Source organism: Pseudomonas silensiensis (genome assembly GCF_050434865.1).
Taxonomy (GTDB): Bacteria; Pseudomonadota; Gammaproteobacteria; order Pseudomonadales; family Pseudomonadaceae; genus Aquipseudomonas; species Aquipseudomonas fluorescens_W.
The window spans coordinates 62,186-79,492 of sequence record NZ_JBNDJH010000009.1; the positions used below are offsets into that span (position 1 = coordinate 62,186).

The following is a 17,307-nucleotide window of genomic DNA, read 5'->3' on the forward strand; positions in this document are numbered from 1 at the left end:
CAGTACCCAGGGGCAGTCAAGGATGAATAGAAGTCACATGTTGTTCGGCGCCAGCCTGCTGGCGCTTGCGATAAGCGGATGTGCCGTCACCAGTGAACCGATCGAACGCAGCGTCAGCGAACAGCGCGCCAGAAGCGATCTGCAAAATATGTACAAGGATCAGGAGCCCCTCAGCGGTCCGCTGACCCTGCATCAAGCCATGGCCCGTGCGGTGAAGTACAACCTCGAAGGCCGGCTCAAAATCATGGAAGAGGCCCTGGCCAAGCGCCAACTCGACCTCGCCAGTTTCGACATGTTGCCGCGCATGGCGCTGGACGCCGGGTACGTCGGCCGTAACAACGTCAACGCCTCCAGCAGCCAGAGCGTACGGACCGGCACCCAGTCGTTGGAGCCATCGACCTCACAGGACCGCGACCGTGAAGTCGCTGACCTGACCATGGTCTGGAACGTGCTCGATTTTGGCGTCAGCTACATCAGCGCCAAGCAACAGGGCGACCAGCGAATGATTGTTCAGGAACGTCGGCGCAAGGTGATCAACACCATCGTTCAGGACGTGCGTTCGGCCTATTGGCGGGCCATGGCCGCCGAGCGTTTGCTCAAGCAGATCGACAGCCTCATGGCCCGGGTCGACACCGCGCGCGGCAACAGCCAAAGCATGAGCCAGCAGCGAATCGGCGATCCGATTCAGGCACTGGGTTATCAACGTTCGCTGATCGAAGCCACGCGCCAACTGGAAGAACAGCGTCGTGCGCTGTCGCTGGCGAAAACCGAACTGGCGACCCTGATCAATCTGCCGCTGGGCACCGACCTGACCCTGGCGACCCAGGACGACTATGTCATTCCGGAATTGAACGTTGACCTCGCCAGCCTGGAACAGGAAGCCCTGACCAGTCGTCCCGAGCTGCGCGAACAGGATTACCAAAGCCGCATCAGTGCGGCCGAAACCCGCAAAGCCATGTTGCGGCTGCTGCCAGGTCTGGAGTTCTCGGCCGGCGGGCATTACGACAGCAACTCGTTCCTGGTGGAGCAGGGCTGGGCCGACTACGGCGTGAAAGTGACGTGGAACCTGTTCAACGTGATTTCTGCCCCAGCGGCGATCAACGTTGCCAAGGCTGGCGAAGAAGTTGCCGCCGCGCGCCGTCAGGCCATGTCGATCGCGGTATTGGCGCAGCTTTATGTGGCCAACGCCAACTACCGCGAGGCATTGCGGCAGTTCAAGACCAATCAGCAACTGTCGGACATCGACGGACAGATCGTTGGCCAACTGCGCAACCGTTATCAGGCGGCCAGTCTGGGTGAACTGGATTTGATCCAGGGCGAACTGAACACCTTGCAGGCCGATTTGCGTCGCGACCTGTCGTACGCCGATCTGCGTAACGCTTACGGCCAGATTTTTGCCAGTGCGGGGCTCGATCCGCTGCCGGATCAGGTGCAATCCACCGAAGTGCAATCCATTGCCACCGCATTAGCCACCCGCGAAGCGGCGTGGGCGTCGGGCAACATCACCGTGCCGGTGACCCATGCCCCCGTCCAATAATCTGCGGGCGCCGACCGCCAGCATCAGCCGCGCACAACGAGAGGTCCGTAACGGCCATCGCGGCACGGCGATTTTGCTGACCGGGTTGCCGGCGGCGGGCAAATCGACCCTGGCCCAGGCGCTGCACGCCGAGCTGTTCGAGCGCGACGTGCAGAGCATCGTGCTCGATGGCGACGGGCTGCGGGTCGGGCTCAATCGCGATCTGGGTTTTGCCGACAGTGATCGTCTGGAGAACATCCGTCGCGCCAGCGAAGTCGCGGCGCTGCTGGTGGAGAATGGGCAGATCGTCATCCTCGCGATGATCGCGCCGCTGGTGGAGTTGCGTGAGGTGTTTGCCCGGCGGCTGGGCGAGGATTACCGCGAAGTCTGGTGCAGCGCCTCCCTTGCCGTCTGCGAGCAGCGCGACCCGAAAGGTCATTACGCCCGAGCACGACGGGGCGATTTGCCAGGATTTACAGGTGTGTCTGCACCGTATGAATCGCCGCCGTCCGCCTCCCTGGTGCTCGATACCGGCGTGCAGTCGGTTGAGGCCTGTCTCGACCACTTGCTGACCTGGCTCGGCGAGTGCGCGGTGTTGCCGAAGCGATGAACCGACCGGCCTTCTCGCGCTTGCCGGTGGCGGTGGATTTGCCGCTGCTGTTGCAGGCGTTGGCCGCTATTGACGAGGACATGTGGCGGGGGCATTTCAACAACGCTTATTACGCTGGCGACTGGAGCGGTGTAGCGCTGATTTCAGCGGCGGATGCGTTGACCGAACTGGCACCGGGTCGCGGCGAACCGCTGCTACGCGCGCCGTGGTTGCGGGATGTCCGATGGCAGCAAGGCTTGCGCGATCTGCCGCTGGACATCGTCAGCGCGCGGCTATTGCGGCTCGGTCCTGGCGGGCAGATTCACGAACATCGCGACTATGATCTGGGCGAGTCGGACGCCGATTTACGTCTGCACATTCCACTGCTCAGCCCGCCTCACGTGGACTTTATGCTGGACGGCCAGCGCATGCCGATGGCTGCCGGTGAATGCTGGTTTCTCGACCTGTCACGACCTCATCGCGTGGACAATCGTGATACTCAGGCGCGCATTCATCTGGTGCTCGATTGTCGGCCCGGCGCCTGGCTGGAGCAGGCGATTTCTGACGGGGTGGCGACGACGCCGCGTCCTGATGTCGGTCATGGTTTTTTTGCGCCGTTCAAAGCGCTGGTGGAAACCGATCCACAACTGAGTAAAACCTTGCAGGGTATGCAGGACAGCGAAGTGTTTATCGCCCGCGCGCTGGAACTGGGTGCCGAGCGGGGCTTGCCATTTACCCGCGAAGAACTGCGTGCGGCGATGCGCGACGGCCGGCGTCGATGGAACGAACAATGGAGCGCCTGAATCTCGAGGGGTGGTTGCCGATTCGCGTCTGGCCAGTCGCAGGTCAGTGGCGGGTTGACTGGTGCTGGTTCGGTGACGCGCGGCTGCATCAACCGTTTTTTCGCGATGCGGTGGAGGACGCGTTGAGGCTGCCGTTCAATCAGGCATTTCGCCGGGAAACGCCGTTGTCGGCGCTCACTGACTGGCAGGTGTGCAGTCCTGGACTGACGCCCAGTGCCTTCATTTTTCATGCGTCCCGCTGCGGTTCGACCCTGATCAGCCAGATGCTCGCCCGACTCGACAGCCACATCGTCATCAGTGAGCCACCGCCGTTGGATGCTTTGCTGCGCAGTGGTTTGCCGTTAGCCGAAAGGCGTGCCGCCATTGAAGGGTTGTTGTCCGCCTATGGCCAGCGTCGGCTCGGCGTCGAGCAGCGACTGGTGATCAAGCTCGATGCCTGGAACATCGCTGAACTGCCGCTGTTGCGCGAGACTTTTCCCGAGACGCCGTGGTTGTTTCTGTACCGCGATCCGTTGGAAATTGCTGTTTCGCATCTGCGTCGTCCGGGCATGCACATGGTGCCAGGGATGATTGATGAGCTGCCATTTGATGGCCGCGAGGATTACATCGCGCGACGGTTGGGAAGGTTGTTGGAATCGGGGTTGGCGCACTGTCGGGAGTTTGGTGGGTTGGCGGTGAATTACAGCGAATTGCCGGGGGCGATGGCCGGGCGGTTGGCTGAGTTTTTTGGGTTGGATGACGTGCAGCGTGAGCAAGTGTTTGCTGCGGTGGGGCAGCATGCCAAACGGCCTTCAGACGAGTTTGTCGGGGACAGCGATAGCAAGCGCCGCGAGGCCACGGCGCTTTTGCATGAACGTGTGGAGCGTTGGGCGCGAGCGCCTTATGAGGCATTGGAAAAAGATCGCCGTGATAATCGCTGATTCATTTATTGACTGTACTGACGCCATCGCGAGCAGGCTCGCTCCTACATTTGGAATGCATTCCCCTGTAGGAGTGAGCCTGCTCGCGAAAGCGGTGGTCAAATCACCGCAAATGTACCCGGCTAAACCTTGACCCGAGCCTGCATGACCTCCGACTCCTCCCAATGATCCAGCGCTCGCTCTACGAGCAACTGCACGCCATCGGCCATGCGGCTGAGCGCCAAGGCTACCGAGCGCCGCGTGCCGTCCACATCGTCCGCCAGATTGGCAGCGATGGCGCTGATGGACAGCAGGTCTTCGGAGGCGTTGGCCAGAAGGGATTCGGTGTTGACATCGGGGGCGACGGTGAAGAGGTTGCCTTTGCGGTGTTTGGGCGGTTTTTCGGTGGTCGGGGGGAAGTAGTGGGCGAAGGCGCGGTCGGCGGCTTCTTTGAGTTTTTCGGTTTCGAGGGAATCTTGGGAATCGGTTCCAGAGTTCTCTGGAGGATTCGGAGTAATTTTGTGCATATATAAAAGATCCTAAACAGTAAGTGGGGGCCGTCACCGTTCGCTTGCACGCGAATAGGGTGGCGGCCGTGCGCAGGTGTGCAAGACCGGGACTGTTTAGGACACCCAGCAGATCCGAGGATCTCCTGCGCGCAGCCGCCATAAAGCAATGAGCCATGGCAATTGCGACCCAAACAGTTTCGTCGGACTTGCACGTCCGTGTCACCGTTTATTCAGTGACAAAGCCAGACTAGACCTGGGTCCGGACCGGAACAAGTTCACCAACACCACTACAACTTGAAGGAAATCTCCGACGGAGTTACCAGACGTTGGTGTTTGCGCAGAAGGTCAGGATTTGGACGACAAATCCGCCATCCCCTTGAGCAGCTCGATCGGCAGCGGAAAGACAATTGTCGAACTCTTGTCCCCGGCAATCGAACTCAATGTCTGCATGTACCGCAGCTGCATGGCCCCAGGCTGGCGCCCGAGCATTTCGGCGGCCTGCATCAGTTTTTCCGAGGCCTGCAATTCGCCTTCAGCGTGGATCACCTTGGCCCGGCGCTCCCGTTCGGCTTCAGCCTGTTTGGCGATGGCGCGGATCATCGATTCGTTGAGGTCCACGTGCTTGATCTCGACGTTGGCGACCTTGATGCCCCAGGCGTCGGTCTGGGCGTCGAGCACTTGCTGGATGTCGATGTTCAACCGCTCACGTTCGGCCAGCAGTTCATCGAGTTCATGTTTACCGAGCACGGCCCGCAACGTGGTTTGAGCCAATTGGCTGGTGGCCATGAGAAAGTCTTCGACCTGGATGATCGCTTTCTGCGGATCGAGGACGCGGAAATACAGCACCGCGTTGACCTTGACCGAGACGTTGTCGCGGGTGATCACGTCTTGTGGCGGCACGTCGAGGACCACGGTGCGCAAGTCGACGCGAACCATTTGCTGTACTACCGGAATCAGCAGGATCAGACCAGGGCCTTTGACCTGCCAGAAGCGCCCGAGCTGAAAGACCACCCCGCGCTCGTATTCGCGCAGGATGCGGAAGGTCGACCCCGCCAATGCAATCACCAGTAACAGCAGCGCGGCAAAACCCAGTTGCAAGCCCATGGTTATTCTCCACCCGGCGCCGCGTCAGCCGCGGCCACTTCCAGCAATAATCCCTTGCGTGCCACCACCCGGACCCGTTGCCCGGGTTGCAGCGGCGTGGCGCTGAGCACTTGCCACTTTTCTCCTTGCAGGTGCACCCAACCGTTGTAGGCATTGCCCGCCAGCGACATCACCGGGGTCACGCTACCCACCAGTCCTGCATCGCCACTGACGTTTTCGCGCGGTCGGGTTTTCAGGGCGTGGATCAGCAGGAAAATCAGCAACAGGGCACTGATCAGTCCCAGGCCGATCATCAACGGAACCGGCACCTCGGTGTTGGTCAGAATCACCGCACCGATCACGAACATCACAATGCCGCCCAGACCGATCACGCCGTAATTGGGCAGGGCCGCTTCGGCGACCAGAAACGCGATGCCGAACGTGATCAGCCAGATCCCGATGGGGTTGGGCACCAGCAAGACGACGGTGTCCGCCGCGAATACCGATCCGCTCAAGGCCAACAGCAGCGCAACTGCACAACAACGAGTGTTCACGTGACCCTCCGGGAGAGTCATTGATGGTTCTTTATACAGTCTAGCTGAGCTCTGAATTGTACGAATTTTGATCAGTTGTTGACGTTATTCCGGCGGGCAGATTTCCCGCGCGATGGCGCCAGCGGGCCTAGACTTTTAGTGAAGAGAAAAGCTTTAACCATCGTCCGCGAAACGTTGTTGCGGACTCCGAGGTGCATCATGCGTATGGCAAGAACTGTGCAGGACAGCCTGAACAAGGCTCAATGCGAATTTGACGTCGTCACCCATCCGCACTCGGCCAGCAGCCTTGAAACGGCGCGGGTCGCGGGTATTCCTGCCGAACGGGTGGCCAAATCGGTGATCCTCGACGACCACCACGGCCATTATCTGATGGCTGTGTTGCCAGCGAGCCGTCACCTGGACCTGAGCAAAGTACGCGGCAGTGGCGAATGGCAGATCACCCGGGAAAGCACCCTGGCGCATCTGTTCCAGGACTGCGAACGCGGCGCTGTGCCGGCGTTGGGCGAATCCTATGGCCTGGACATGGTCATCGACCCACTGCTGACCCGGCAAAAAGACATCTACCTGGAGGCTGGTAACCACAACAACCTGGTGCACATGAGCGTGCCGGAATTCCTGAAAATGGTGCCGCATGCTGAAGTGTGTGAGTTGAGTCAGTAGTTTTTCGGCGTCAGTCATGACGCCTTCGCGGGCAAGCCACGCTCCCACAGGGTTCACGCCGTTCTTGTGGGAGCGAGGTTTGCCCGCGATTGACTGCTTAGCAGTCACCCAATCATTTGCCATGAAAAAGGAGCCCGACATGGAATCCCCAACCCACAGCCTCCCCTCCCTGTTCAAACAACTCGGCCTGCCTGATGACGCCGAAAGCATCGACAAATTTATCGCCACCCATTCACCGCTCAAGCCCGAATTGCACCTGGCGGATGCGTTCTTCTGGAGCGAGAGCCAAGCGCAGTTTTTGCGCGACGATATTCTGGATGACGCCGATTGGGCAGAGGTGGTGGATCAGTTGGATGTGCTGTTGAGGAAGGGGCGGGGGGTGTAAAAAATCTGAGCGCAAAACCTTGTCACAGCTTTTCTGAAAGGTATTACCTGAGCTGAAGTAGCTTCATGGCGTTGAGTCCGACCATGAGACCGAGTCATGCAACGTGTTTTGGCAGGAAGAGTCATCAGCATCTCTGAGCTCGCGAAAAACGCAGGAGCTACAGTACGCGAAGCGCAAGCCGGACCTATTGCGGTGCTGGAAAACAATAAGATCAAGGCCTATCTGGTTTCGGCAGATCTTTATGAAGCGATGCTGGTACGTCTAGGCGATTTCAACCTGGCGTCCTGATGGATCGTAAAAAGGCTGTCCGTTCGCCTGAGAATTGTTTCAAAACTTGACCAACTTTCCCCTCAAATGCCATATTGATAGTTAGCAAACTAACAGTGTGTGCATTCCCTCGTGCCGAACAACCTCGACGCTCTCCAAATGAACATCAGCAGCTCCATGGTGGTGGCCGCCAGGCATTGGCGGAAGATCTGCCAGACCACGCTGGTCAACTATGGAATCTCCGAAGCCTGCGCCGTTCCGTTGTTGATGATCGGGCGTTTGGGCGAGGGTGTGCGGCAGGTGACGGTGGCGCAGGCGGCCGGGATGGAGAGCCCGTCGCTGGTGCGTCTGCTGGATCAGTTGTGTCATGCCGGCTACGTCTGCCGTACCGAAGACACCCATGACCGGCGCGCCAAATGCCTGAGCCTGACCGAGACCGGCCGTGAGTTGGTGCAGGCCGTCGAAATCGAGCTGGTGCGCTTGCGCCATGAAGTGCTCGAAGGGATCGATCAGAGTGATCTGGAAGCGGCGTTGCGGGTGCTGAGGGCTTTTGAATCGGCCAATCATTTGCCGGTGATCAACCCTTGAGCGGATTTTTTACCGGCATGCCCCCAGCGCGGGACTGGTTCTACGGTGTGCGAACGTTCGCGGCATCGATGATCGCGTTGTACATCGCCATGCTCATGCAAATGCCCCGGCCTTATTGGGCGATGGCCACGGTTTACATCGTTTCCAGTCCGTTTGTCGGCCCTACCAGTTCCAAGGCGCTGTACCGCGCAGTCGGCACCCTTCTCGGTGCCGCCGCCGCGGTTTTTTTCGTGCCGATGTTTGTCCAGAGCCCCTATGCGCTGGTGGTGGTCATTGCGCTGTGGACCGGGATTCTGCTGTTTCTGTCGCTGCACCTGCGCACGGCCAACAGTTACGCCCTGATGCTCGCCGGTTACACCTTGCCGCTGATCGCCCTGCCGGTGGTGGATAACCCCTTTGCGGTGTGGGACATCGCCGAAGCACGGACCGAAGAAATCTTCCTCGGCATCGCCGTGGCCGCGGTGGTTGGCGCCATGTTCTGGCCTCGGCGGCTGGCGCCGGTGTTCAACGATTCGGTGAATAAATGGTTTGCCGATGCCTCGACTTACAGCCTGCGCTTCCTCAGCCTCAACGTGCAGCCGGACGAAGTCAGCGCGCTGCGTTCGTCGATGGTTGCGACCTTCAACACGCTGGAATTGATGATCGGTCAGTTGCCCCACGAAGGCGCACGGCCGCAAACGGTGCGCAACACCAAGGAACTGCGCGGCCGCATGATTCACCTGCTGCCAGTGATCGACGCCCTCGACGACGCGCTCTATGCCCTTGAGCGGCGCACGCCCGAGCTTGTGGATAAGTTCGCGCCGCTGCTGGCCGCGACCACCGAATGGCTCGACCACAAAGACGCCGACCTCGTGCGCTGGCAAGCGCTGAAAGATCAACTCGAAGCGCTGCAACCGTCCGCCGAGGCGCTGGATGATCGCAAGCAGCTGCTGTTTTCGAACGCCCTGTATCGCCTCGGCGAGTGGATCGATGTGTGGCAGGACTGCCGCAGCCTGCAGTACGCCATCCAGTGCGAAAGCCAGGACAGCTGGCGCGCGGTCTATCGGCACTGGCGGCTCGGTCGGCTGTCGCCGTTTCTCGACCGTGGGCTGATGCTCTATTCGGCGGCGTCCACCGTCACCGCCATCATCGTCGCGTCGGTGCTGTGGATTCTGCTCGGCTGGACCGACGGTGGCGCTGCGGTGATTCTGGCGGCGGTGGCGTGCAGCTTTTTCGCCTCGATGGACGACCCGGCGCCGCAGATCTACCGATTCTTTTTCTGGACGGCGATGTCGGTGTTGTTCGCCAGCCTCTATCTGTTTCTGGTCCTGCCCAACCTGCATGACTTCCCGATGCTGGTGCTCGCGTTTGCCGTGCCGTTCATTTGCATCGGCACCCTGACGGTCAAGCCGCAGTTCTATCTGGGCATGCTGCTGACCCTCGTCAACACGTCGTCTTTCATCAGTATTCAGGGCGCCTACGACGCGGATTTCCTCAGCTTCGCCAACTCCAACCTAGCCGGGCCCGTGGGCCTATTGTTCGCGTTCGTCTGGACCCTGATCGCCCGGCCGTTCGGCGCCGATCTGGCGGCCAAGCGTCTGACCCGTTTCAGCTGGCGCGACATTGTCAGCCTGACCGAACCGGCGACGTTGTCTGAGCACCGGCACTTGGGTGTGCAGATGCTCGATCGTCTGATGCAGCATTTGCCGCGCCTGGCCATGACCGGCCAGGACACCGGCATTGCCCTGCGGGAAGTGCGCGTGGCGCTGAACCTGCTGGATTTGCTCGCCTATACACCGCGCGTCCTCGGCGCACCGCAAGTGCTGCTGCACCAGGTGGTGGCCGAGGTTGGCGAGTATTTCAAGGCCTGCCTCAAGGCTGGCGAGCGGTTGCCGGCGCCGAGTCCGTTGCTGATGACCCTGGACCGCACCCGCCGTGCCCTCAACACGGAGTGCGATGAAAGTGCGCGTCTGCATTTGCTGCACGCCTTGAGCGGCCTGCGTCTGTCGTTGCTGCCGGGGGTGGAATTCGTCGGCGCCGGCGAGCTCGAAGAACCGCTTCCCCATGGCATCGATGGAGCGCCTTTATGATCGGTGATCTGGATATCAGTGGGGTGTTCCTGCCCACGCTGCTGGTGCTGATGGGCATTACGTACGTGTTGTTCCTGCTGGTGCACGGGTTGCTGACGCGACTGCACTTTTACCGTCTGGTCTGGCACCGGGCATTGTTTAACGTGGCTCTCTACGCTGTGCTGCTCGGCGCCGTGGACTCACTCAGTCGATACCTGATGACATGAAAAAACCTTTTTTAACCATCGGTCGCGTAGTGCTGACCCTGCTGATCGTGACCTTCGCCGTTGTCGTGGTCTGGCGCATGGTGATGTATTACATGTTCGCGCCCTGGACCCGGGACGGCCACATTCGCGCCGACATTGTGCAGATCGCGCCGGACGTGTCCGGGCTGATCCAGCGAGTTGACGTGCGTGACAACCAATTAGTCAAACGTGGCCAGGTGCTGTTCAGCATTGATCAGGACCGTTTCAAACTGGCCCTGCGTCAGGCCAAGGCGGCGGTCGCCGACCGTCAGGAAACCCTGGCGCAGGCGCAACGCGAAGCCAAGCGTAACCGTGGCCTCGGCAATCTGGTGCCGGGTGAGCAACTGGAAGAGAGCCAGTCCCGGGTGGCCCGCGCCGAAGTGGCGTTGATGGAAGCCCAGGTGGCGGTGGACAGCGCCCAGCTCAACCTCGACCGCTCGACCATCCGCAGCCCGGTGGACGGCTACGTCAACGACCGTGCGCCGCGCAACCAGGAATTCGTCACCGCCGGGCGTCCGGTGTTGTCAGTGGTGGACAGCAATTCGTTCCACATCGACGGTTATTTCGAAGAAACCAAACTGGACGGCATTCATGTCGGCCAGAGCGTCGATATTCGGGTGATCGGCGACCGCGCTCGCCTGCGCGGGCATGTGGAAAGCATCGTCGCCGGCATCGAAGACCGCGACCGCAGCAGCGGCAGCAACCTGCTGCCCAACGTCAACCCGGCGTTCAGTTGGGTGCGGCTGGCGCAGCGGATTCCGGTGCGGATTGCATTCGATGACGTGCCGGCGGACTTCCGCATGATCGCCGGGCGTACCGCCACCGTGTCGATCATTGACGATCAAACCCAGGAGCCCGCGAAATGAGCAGGGCTTCGGGTTTGGCTATCGCCGGTTTAGGTCTGTTGCTGTCGGCCTGCCAGGTGGTCGGGCCGGATTATCACGTGCCGGATGAGGCCGCCGTACACCGTGAAGACTTGCAGGGCGACTTGGCGGTGAACGGCAAAAATGTCGTCTCGGCACCCGTGCCCAGCGATTGGTGGCGCTTGTATCAGGACCCGCGCCTCGATCAATTGGTCGAGCAGGCCATGGCCTCCAACACTGATTTACGCGTGGCGGCGGCGAACCTTTCCCGGGCGCGTGCGCAGGTCGATGAAGCTCAAGCGGCAGGTGGCTGGAGCGGCGGGGTAAAGATGGGCGCCCAGCGTTTGCAGGAATCTGGCGAAGCATTCCTGCTGCCGGAGAAAGTGCCGGTGGCCAACGTCGGCGACATTGGCATTACCACCTCGTATCAGTTCGATTTGTTCGGCACGTTGCAGCGCGGCATCGAGGCGGCCAAGGCCAATGCCGATGCGACCCAAGCCGCGGCCGATACCGCGAGAATCACCTTGGTAGCCGATGTGGTCCGGGCCTACACCCAAGTCTGCGCGGCCAACGAAGAGCAGGAAATCGCCCAGCATTCCCTCGACTTGCAAGCCCAGAGCACCACGCTGATCCAGCGTTTGCGTGACGCCGGGCGTGGCGATGAAACCCAGGTCACCCGCTCGCAAACCCAATTCAAATCCCTGCGCGCCGACATGCCGCGTTATGAGGCGGCGCGTCAGGCCGGGTTGTTCCGGTTGTCGATGCTACTGGCCAAACCGCTGGATCAACTGCCGGCCGGCACTGACCGCTGCGCCGAACTGCCAAAGATTGCGCAATTGTTGCCGGTCGGTGACGGTGCGACGTTGCTCAAGCGCCGTCCCGATGTGCGGCAGGCCGAGCGTCGATTGGCTGCCGCGACCGCCGGCATCGGCATCGCCACGGGCGAGTTGTACCCGGACATCAGCATCGGCGCGACCGTGGGTACCGTCGGCATCCTGGAAAACCTCGGCAAACCGGCGACCAATCGCTGGGGCTTCGGGCCGTTGCTCACCTGGACCGTGCCGTCCAACGGCTCCCGGGCGCGAATCCGCGAGGCCGAAGCAACGACCCAAGGCGCGCTGGCACATTTCGATGGCGTAGTGCTTAACGCCATCCGCGAGACCCAAACCGGCCTGGCACAGTACTCCGCGTTGTTACAACGTCGCGACGCACTGGCCGATGCCGAGCAATCGGCGCAACTGGCGGCAGATCAGACCCACCGCTTCTTCCAGGCCGGCCGCGCATCGTTCCTGGCAGACTTGCAAGCGACCCGCACCTACACCGACGTGCGGGCGCAACTGGCTTCCGCCAGCACGCAGGTTGCCATGAGCCAGATCGATTTGTTCCTGGCCTTGGGTGGCGGCTGGGAAAGCGGACGAACGCAAGGCACGAACTCCGGCAAACCCTGAGGCCGTTGCTATGCTTTGACTTGATGAGGTCGCGCGTCGAACTCATCAATCAAGGCTCGCGTTGGTCATGGGGATTCCAATAATGAAAAACCCTTATGCTCCCGGCTTCTGGTGCGCTATAGCGGCATTGGTGTTGCTGTCGGCCACTTATTTCTACGGCATCATGCTGGCCCACCAGATCGACAAAGCGCTGGTGTTCCTCGACAGCGCCGCGGCACTGATTGCCGTGATGGCAATCGTGGTGGTGGCCTGGGCTTCAGTCCAGGGCGCACGCATCAAAAAAAGACAGCTCGAACAAGGCAAGACCCTTGTGCTCATCTGGGACACCAAAGTCGCGCTGCGCCGTGTCGAAACGGTGTTCGATCGGTATTTCTGGGGCAGTTACTGGCAACCGGGGCGTACGTTCCAGGAAGTCATGGGCGAACTCACCGGCACGCCGCTGGAAAAAAGCCTCGAAACCCTGAAAAAACAATGCCAGGCGCTGGACAAGCAAGTGTCCGACGACGGCTGGCACTGGCTCAATAACGCCCGTGAACTCTCCGATGTCGCCACCGCCATGGCCCGCGAACGTTATCAACTGGACTTCTGCGACCCCCGCTCGGAATCCCCAAGCGGCACGGCGGTGATCAATCGCGACTTCGAAGTGCTGGTCTATACGTGGACCGCACGGCTCAAGAGCTTTGATCATCAGCTTGATGAGATTGAGGTTCAGTATTCCTGAATGGATGTCGCCTGCACTGACGCCTTCGCGAGCCTGCTCGCGAAGGCGATTTCATACCCGCCGAAACTCTCAACCCCTGCATACGGTCCATAGACACTCTTTAACCTTTAATCATTGGGTCGCCTGGTGCGCCTGATGCTAATCTCCATCGCTCTTTTAGCGCAGTCGTGACCGTAACCCGTCATGGGTTCAGGGAAGACGACCACACTTCAAACAACGGACATTGATCGGGTCATTCATGAATAAATCAGCAGGCGTGCTTCTTGGAATCGTCATTGCCATCGGTGCAATCAGCGCCGGCGGTGCCTGGTACACCGGCACCAAACTCGAAGGTGTGCTGAACACCTCGATCGCCGACGCCAACAAAGAGCTGCAAGCCGCGCTGGTCGGTTCCAACGGCACGGCGTCGCTGGAGCTGGTATCGCTGGAGCGCCATGTGTTCAGCAGCACCGCGCACTACCGCCTCAAGGGCGAAGGCGAGATGTTCGGTGAAGCTCCGGTGGAGTTGCTGTTCGTCGATCGCATCGAGCACGGTCCGCTGCCGTTTTCGCGCCTGATGTCGTTGAAGTGGCTGCCGGTCCTGGCCACCAGTCACTACGAACTGGAAAGAACTCCGACCACCGAGAAGTGGTTCGTCGCTGCCAAAGACAAATCCCCGCTCACGGGTGTGGTCAACATCGGCTACGACAATGCCACCAACGGTACCCTGCAATTGCTGCCGCTGGACGTGGCGCTGGACGACAAGTCCAACCTGAAATTTTCCGGGCTGAACCTCGATGTCGCCGCCAGCGCTCAAGCGCAGAAGGTCAAGGCCGACGGTTACATGGACAGCCTGACCCTGAGCACGGTGGCTGAAGATCAGACGCCGGTGAAGGTTGAACTGAACGGCCTGACCGTGGCCAGCAACCTGACTAAAAGTACCTACGGCTACTACACCGGCGAGAATACCGTCGAGCTGACCGACAGCAAGACCACCTTCGGCGCCAAGCAGTCGGTCTTGGGTTTCAAGAAATTTGAAATGAAGAACCAGACCGAGGAATCCGGTACCAGCGCTTCGGGGCGTGCCGATTACAAGGTGGGTGAGGTGAGCCTGAACGGCAAGGCTGTCGGTTCTGCGCAGATGGCCATGAGCCTGAAGAACCTCGACATCCCGGCAACAATGTCGCTGATGCAGATTTACCAGACCAAACTGCAGCCGTACGAGCGGGCCGCCGCTGAGGCTGTCGCTGCGGGTGAACCGGCGCCAGAGCTGGTCCTGACCCCGGCCGAAGAGGCGCAGGTCAAAACCGGCCTGGAGAAACTGCTGGCCGCCGGTCCGCAGGTCGCCCTGGAGAATCTGTCGTTCAACACCCCCAATGGCGAAAGTCGCGCCAACCTGGTGCTTGACCTGACCAAACCACAATCCATGGACCTGCCGCCGGACCAGTTGACCCAACAACTGATCGCGCTGCTGGACGTCAACGTGAAAGTGTCCAAGCCAATGCTCGTTGACCTGCTGAGCGTGCAGTCGCAAATCGAGGGTCAGACCGACGCCAAGCTCATCGCCGATCAGGCCACTGCCACCGCCGATATGTTTGGCAGCATGGCAGTCGGTACGCAGTTGGCAAAACTGGATGACAACAACATCGTCGCCAAACTGCACTACGCCAACAATCAGGTGGAATTCAACGGCCAGAAGATGACCGTCGAAGAGTTTGTCGGGTTTGTCATGAGCAAATTCGGCGGTAACGTCGCCGTCGAGTAAAGCCGAGGCTTACAGACCGACGCCCGGCCTCTGCGCAACGCAGACGCCGGGCGTTTTGCTGTCTGGCTTGTGGCCAGGGAGCTTGCTCCCGCTGGAAGCCGAAGGACTCCCACATCCCGTTAATTCAGGTCCCGAATCAGCCGCCACGCCTCGTCCACCGACAACGGCCGTTTCATCCGTTCGGCGAGCAGCGCTATCGCACGTTCTTCATCGCAAGCCACTGCAGCGACCGCCAACCCGTCCTTGCCGAACAGGCCGATAAAGGGAGGGTGGTCAGGATCGCCTTTGAACTCGACCTCATCCCAGGTCGCGGCGTGGCCGAGGTAGTCGTAGTTTTTACCGAAGTGCCAGGTCCAGAAATAGGGCACGTCGAGGTAATGTTCGTCGCCGCCGAGCATGTTCATCGCCGCGATCCGTGCCTGTTGCTGTGCCAGACGCCAATGTTCGATCCGTTGGGGCTGGCCGTTGAGCGGGAAGGTCGCGATATCGCCGGCGGCCCAAAGCCCATCGGTCACGCGCATCCCGCCGTCGACCTTCAGCGACTGGTCTTTTTCCAGGGGAAGGCCGGTAAATGCGGTTGCCGGGCTGACGCCTATGCCGACCAACACCAGATCCGCGGGTAAACGTTGACCGTTGTCCAGGCGCACCGCTTCGACGTTGGCTGTTCCTTCGATGTGCGTTGCGTTGCCATCCGTATGAAACACCACACCGTTGGCCTCGTGCAGGGCACGAATCGCCTTACCGACGGCGTCGCCAAACTGTTTAGCAAAAGGCACTGCGTGGCGGGCCAGAACGGTGACGTCCAGGCCGTATTGACGCAGGGACGACGCGGACTCCATCGCAATAAAGCTGTCGCCGATGATCACCGCCCGTTGGCCTGGTTTTGCCGAACCCAGAATCCGCTGCGCCTGATCCTTCGACCGCAGCACGAACACTTGCGGCAGGTCGGCGCCAGGCAGCGTAAGCGGATTGGGTGTGCCACCGGTGGCGAGCAGGGCAGCGTCGTAGCTCAGCGATTGACCATCAGACAGGTGCAACGTTTTGTTCGCGGCGTCCAGGCTCGTCACTTCAGCGTTTATTCGCTCAATGCGCTGTTCGCGGTAAAAGCTTTCATCACGCAGTGGCGGGACTTCTTCCGGCGGCATCTCCCCGGCAATCACGAATTTGCTCAAGACCGTGCGGTCGTAACCGGCGTCGGTTTCACGGTCGATCAACAGCACTCGGCCACCGAAGCCCTTTTCGCGCAATGCTGCCGCACACGCCGTGCCTGCCGCACCGGCACCGATGATCACAAACGTTCGCGCGTCGTCGGCCGGTGGGGTATGAGCGTCGGACATCGGCTGATCGTCGACCCAGACCTCGTCACCGCGCACTTCCAGCGGATAGCGCTTGAGGCTGTCCAGGGCCGGTGGTTCGCACAGCGCACCGTCTTCGATCCGATAAACAGCCTTGTGCCACGGGCAGATCAAACGTCCGTCGCACAGTGCGCCTTCGGCCAGCGGCGCCCCGGCATGGGGGCATTCGCCCTGAAAGGCGCGTAGTTGATCGCCCACCCGCAACAGGACAATTTTCGTGTCTGCGATCTGGACCTCAAGGCCCCGGTTTTCGGACACATCGGCGAAACGGGCGACGCGATGCAGTGCCATGATCACTCTCCAGGCAAGCGTTTCACTTAAGAGTTTGGCGCTTATCTTGAGGTTCAGCCAATTCCCGCTGCCACCGAATGAACGGTCCGGCTATAGTTTGCACGCCGACGACGGCCCCACCCGCACAAGGTGCTCCGGTATGACCCGATTGACCTCTCTGAACCCTTGGCTGGCGGCCGTTGCAGTCGCCCTTTGCGTGCAATTTCCGGCGCAGGCCCAGGAGCGCTTTACCCTGAACATCCCAGGTGTCACCGACGATCGACTGTTCACCTCGGCTGCCGCCAGCGATGCGCCCAATTGTGGTGGGCACAACCAGTCACCGGCCTTGAATTGGAACGCCGGCCCACCGGGCACTCTCAGTTACGCCATCGTCATGCACGATCCTGACGGCCAAAAAGGCCAAGGCGTCGATCACTGGGTGCATTACGGCATCAAAGCCACGACGCATCAGATTGCCGCCGGCGTCGGCGCAAAATCCGCCCTTGAAGGCGTCAGTGGCACCAACAGCAAAGGCACCGCCGGTTATATGGGCCCTTGCCCGCCGGTCGGCGACAGTGCGCACCACTACATCATCCAGCTCTATGCCCTGGACCTGGCGCCGGAAGCTTTGCCCGCCGGCCTGACGCGCGCGCAGCTACTGGAAAAAATCAAAGGCCATGTGCTGAAAAACAGCAGTGTGGTGCGGCGTTATCACCGCTGAAATTTTTTCGGCCGGTTTAACCCGAACCTGAAAAGGGGC

19 protein-coding genes are annotated in these 17,307 nt (G+C 60.6%); 15 read left to right on the forward strand and 4 right to left on the reverse strand.

What is annotated here, in order from left to right:
- Positions 1-22: 22 nt before the first annotated feature.
- Genes QF010_RS14805 through QF010_RS14820 form a run of 4 tightly spaced genes read left to right on the forward strand, consistent with a single transcriptional unit; the run spans position 23 to position 3,828 of the window.
- Positions 23-1,537, forward strand: coding sequence for a TolC family protein (locus QF010_RS14805; RefSeq protein ID WP_429533406.1), 1,515 nt, complete (start codon positions 23-25; stop codon positions 1,535-1,537).
- Positions 1,521-2,126, forward strand: a complete 606-nt coding sequence (gene cysC, locus QF010_RS14810; protein ID WP_429511416.1) for an adenylyl-sulfate kinase — start codon at positions 1,521-1,523, stop codon at positions 2,124-2,126. Before QF010_RS14805 ends, cysC begins: the two co-directional genes overlap by 17 nt.
- On the forward strand, positions 2,123-2,908 hold the full coding sequence (locus tag QF010_RS14815) for an aspartyl/asparaginyl beta-hydroxylase domain-containing protein (protein ID WP_429533407.1): 786 nt from the start codon (positions 2,123-2,125) through the stop codon (positions 2,906-2,908). The genes cysC and QF010_RS14815 overlap by 4 nt, the downstream gene beginning before the upstream one ends.
- The gene (locus QF010_RS14820; protein ID WP_429533408.1) at positions 2,896-3,828 is read left to right on the forward strand and encodes a sulfotransferase family protein; all 933 of its coding nucleotides are present in this window, start codon (positions 2,896-2,898) and stop codon (positions 3,826-3,828) included. The genes QF010_RS14815 and QF010_RS14820 overlap by 13 nt, the downstream gene beginning before the upstream one ends.
- Positions 3,829-3,950: 122 nt before the next feature.
- Here the strand turns inward: QF010_RS14820 and QF010_RS14825 are convergent, their stop codons facing one another.
- From QF010_RS14825 to QF010_RS14835, 3 genes are all read right to left on the reverse strand, one after another.
- On the reverse strand, positions 3,951-4,334 hold the full coding sequence (locus QF010_RS14825) for a DUF6124 family protein (protein ID WP_033058640.1): 384 nt from the start codon (positions 4,332-4,334) through the stop codon (positions 3,951-3,953).
- 327 nt (positions 4,335-4,661) lie between these two features.
- On the reverse strand, positions 4,662-5,420 hold the full coding sequence (locus tag QF010_RS14830) for a slipin family protein (protein ID WP_008148132.1): 759 nt from the start codon (positions 5,418-5,420) through the stop codon (positions 4,662-4,664).
- A 2-nt stretch (positions 5,421-5,422) separates the two neighbouring features.
- Positions 5,423-5,953, reverse strand: a complete 531-nt coding sequence (locus tag QF010_RS14835; protein WP_046052332.1) for an NfeD family protein — start codon at positions 5,951-5,953, stop codon at positions 5,423-5,425.
- A gap of 198 nt (positions 5,954-6,151) precedes the next feature.
- Here QF010_RS14835 and QF010_RS14840 point away from each other — a divergent pair, with 198 nt between their 5' ends.
- The 10 genes from QF010_RS14840 to QF010_RS14885 all read left to right on the forward strand — a co-directional run bounded on the left by QF010_RS14840 (position 6,152) and on the right by QF010_RS14885 (position 14,922).
- Entirely contained in the window at positions 6,152-6,613 is a 462-nt protein-coding gene (locus QF010_RS14840) for an aminoacyl-tRNA deacylase (protein WP_033058638.1), read from the forward strand.
- A gap of 139 nt (positions 6,614-6,752) precedes the next feature.
- Positions 6,753-6,998 (forward strand): DUF2789 domain-containing protein, encoded by a 246-nt coding sequence (locus tag QF010_RS14845; protein ID WP_033058635.1) that lies wholly within the window; start codon positions 6,753-6,755, stop codon positions 6,996-6,998.
- Between the two features lie 96 nt (positions 6,999-7,094).
- The gene (locus tag QF010_RS14850; protein WP_033058634.1) at positions 7,095-7,286 is read left to right on the forward strand and encodes a type II toxin-antitoxin system Phd/YefM family antitoxin; all 192 of its coding nucleotides are present in this window, start codon (positions 7,095-7,097) and stop codon (positions 7,284-7,286) included.
- A gap of 138 nt (positions 7,287-7,424) precedes the next feature.
- Positions 7,425-7,853 carry a MarR family winged helix-turn-helix transcriptional regulator gene (locus tag QF010_RS14855; RefSeq protein ID WP_033058633.1) on the forward strand — a complete coding sequence of 143 codons (429 nt, stop codon included), beginning with the start codon at positions 7,425-7,427 and terminating at the stop codon, positions 7,851-7,853.
- Entirely contained in the window at positions 7,850-9,922 is a 2,073-nt protein-coding gene (locus QF010_RS14860) for an FUSC family protein (protein ID WP_429533409.1), read from the forward strand. Before QF010_RS14855 ends, QF010_RS14860 begins: the two co-directional genes overlap by 4 nt.
- Positions 9,919-10,128 (forward strand): DUF1656 domain-containing protein, encoded by a 210-nt coding sequence (locus QF010_RS14865; protein ID WP_033058629.1) that lies wholly within the window; start codon positions 9,919-9,921, stop codon positions 10,126-10,128. Before QF010_RS14860 ends, QF010_RS14865 begins: the two co-directional genes overlap by 4 nt.
- Positions 10,125-11,012: an efflux RND transporter periplasmic adaptor subunit gene (locus QF010_RS14870; protein ID WP_033058627.1), complete on the forward strand. Its 888-nt coding sequence runs from the start codon at positions 10,125-10,127 to the stop codon at positions 11,010-11,012. The genes QF010_RS14865 and QF010_RS14870 overlap by 4 nt, the downstream gene beginning before the upstream one ends.
- Complete coding sequence (locus QF010_RS14875) at positions 11,009-12,457, forward strand: efflux transporter outer membrane subunit (protein WP_033058625.1); 1,449 nt, start codon at positions 11,009-11,011, stop codon at positions 12,455-12,457. The genes QF010_RS14870 and QF010_RS14875 overlap by 4 nt, the downstream gene beginning before the upstream one ends.
- Before the next feature lie 82 nt (positions 12,458-12,539).
- Complete coding sequence (locus QF010_RS14880; protein ID WP_033058623.1) at positions 12,540-13,178, forward strand: hypothetical protein; 639 nt, start codon at positions 12,540-12,542, stop codon at positions 13,176-13,178.
- Between the two features lie 238 nt (positions 13,179-13,416).
- Complete coding sequence (locus tag QF010_RS14885; RefSeq protein WP_033058621.1) at positions 13,417-14,922, forward strand: YdgA family protein; 1,506 nt, start codon at positions 13,417-13,419, stop codon at positions 14,920-14,922.
- Positions 14,923-15,041: 119 nt separating this feature from the next.
- Here the strand turns inward: QF010_RS14885 and QF010_RS14890 are convergent, their stop codons facing one another.
- Positions 15,042-16,568, reverse strand: a complete 1,527-nt coding sequence (locus tag QF010_RS14890) for an FAD-dependent oxidoreductase (RefSeq protein WP_429533410.1) — start codon at positions 16,566-16,568, stop codon at positions 15,042-15,044.
- Positions 16,569-16,707: 139 nt separating this feature from the next.
- Between QF010_RS14890 and QF010_RS14895 the strand changes: the two genes are divergently transcribed.
- Complete coding sequence (locus QF010_RS14895) at positions 16,708-17,268, forward strand: YbhB/YbcL family Raf kinase inhibitor-like protein (protein ID WP_429533411.1); 561 nt, start codon at positions 16,708-16,710, stop codon at positions 17,266-17,268.
- Positions 17,269-17,307: the final 39 nt, after the last annotated feature.

What these genes read in the sequence shown, in the direction of transcription:
- QF010_RS14850 (WP_033058634.1), top strand. Translation starts at nt 7,095, where the DNA reads ATGCAACGTGTTTTGGCAGGAAGAGTCATCAGCATCTCTGAGCTCGCG.
- QF010_RS14890 (WP_429533410.1), bottom strand. Translation starts at nt 16,568, where the DNA reads ATGGCACTGCATCGCGTCGCCCGTTTCGCCGATGTGTCCGAAAACCGG.
- QF010_RS14840 (WP_033058638.1), top strand. Translation starts at nt 6,152, where the DNA reads ATGCGTATGGCAAGAACTGTGCAGGACAGCCTGAACAAGGCTCAATGC.
- QF010_RS14875 (WP_033058625.1), top strand. Translation starts at nt 11,009, where the DNA reads ATGAGCAGGGCTTCGGGTTTGGCTATCGCCGGTTTAGGTCTGTTGCTG.
- QF010_RS14895 (WP_429533411.1), top strand. Translation starts at nt 16,708, where the DNA reads ATGACCCGATTGACCTCTCTGAACCCTTGGCTGGCGGCCGTTGCAGTC.
- QF010_RS14855 (WP_033058633.1), top strand. Translation starts at nt 7,425, where the DNA reads ATGAACATCAGCAGCTCCATGGTGGTGGCCGCCAGGCATTGGCGGAAG.
- QF010_RS14845 (WP_033058635.1), top strand. Translation starts at nt 6,753, where the DNA reads ATGGAATCCCCAACCCACAGCCTCCCCTCCCTGTTCAAACAACTCGGC.
- QF010_RS14815 (WP_429533407.1), top strand. Translation starts at nt 2,123, where the DNA reads ATGAACCGACCGGCCTTCTCGCGCTTGCCGGTGGCGGTGGATTTGCCG.
- QF010_RS14820 (WP_429533408.1), top strand. Translation starts at nt 2,896, where the DNA reads ATGGAGCGCCTGAATCTCGAGGGGTGGTTGCCGATTCGCGTCTGGCCA.
- QF010_RS14880 (WP_033058623.1), top strand. Translation starts at nt 12,540, where the DNA reads ATGAAAAACCCTTATGCTCCCGGCTTCTGGTGCGCTATAGCGGCATTG.
- cysC (WP_429511416.1), top strand. Translation starts at nt 1,521, where the DNA reads ATGCCCCCGTCCAATAATCTGCGGGCGCCGACCGCCAGCATCAGCCGC.
- QF010_RS14870 (WP_033058627.1), top strand. Translation starts at nt 10,125, where the DNA reads ATGAAAAAACCTTTTTTAACCATCGGTCGCGTAGTGCTGACCCTGCTG.
- QF010_RS14830 (WP_008148132.1), bottom strand. Translation starts at nt 5,420, where the DNA reads ATGGGCTTGCAACTGGGTTTTGCCGCGCTGCTGTTACTGGTGATTGCA.
- QF010_RS14865 (WP_033058629.1), top strand. Translation starts at nt 9,919, where the DNA reads ATGATCGGTGATCTGGATATCAGTGGGGTGTTCCTGCCCACGCTGCTG.
- QF010_RS14825 (WP_033058640.1), bottom strand. Translation starts at nt 4,334, where the DNA reads ATGCACAAAATTACTCCGAATCCTCCAGAGAACTCTGGAACCGATTCC.
- QF010_RS14805 (WP_429533406.1), top strand. Translation starts at nt 23, where the DNA reads ATGAATAGAAGTCACATGTTGTTCGGCGCCAGCCTGCTGGCGCTTGCG.
- QF010_RS14885 (WP_033058621.1), top strand. Translation starts at nt 13,417, where the DNA reads ATGAATAAATCAGCAGGCGTGCTTCTTGGAATCGTCATTGCCATCGGT.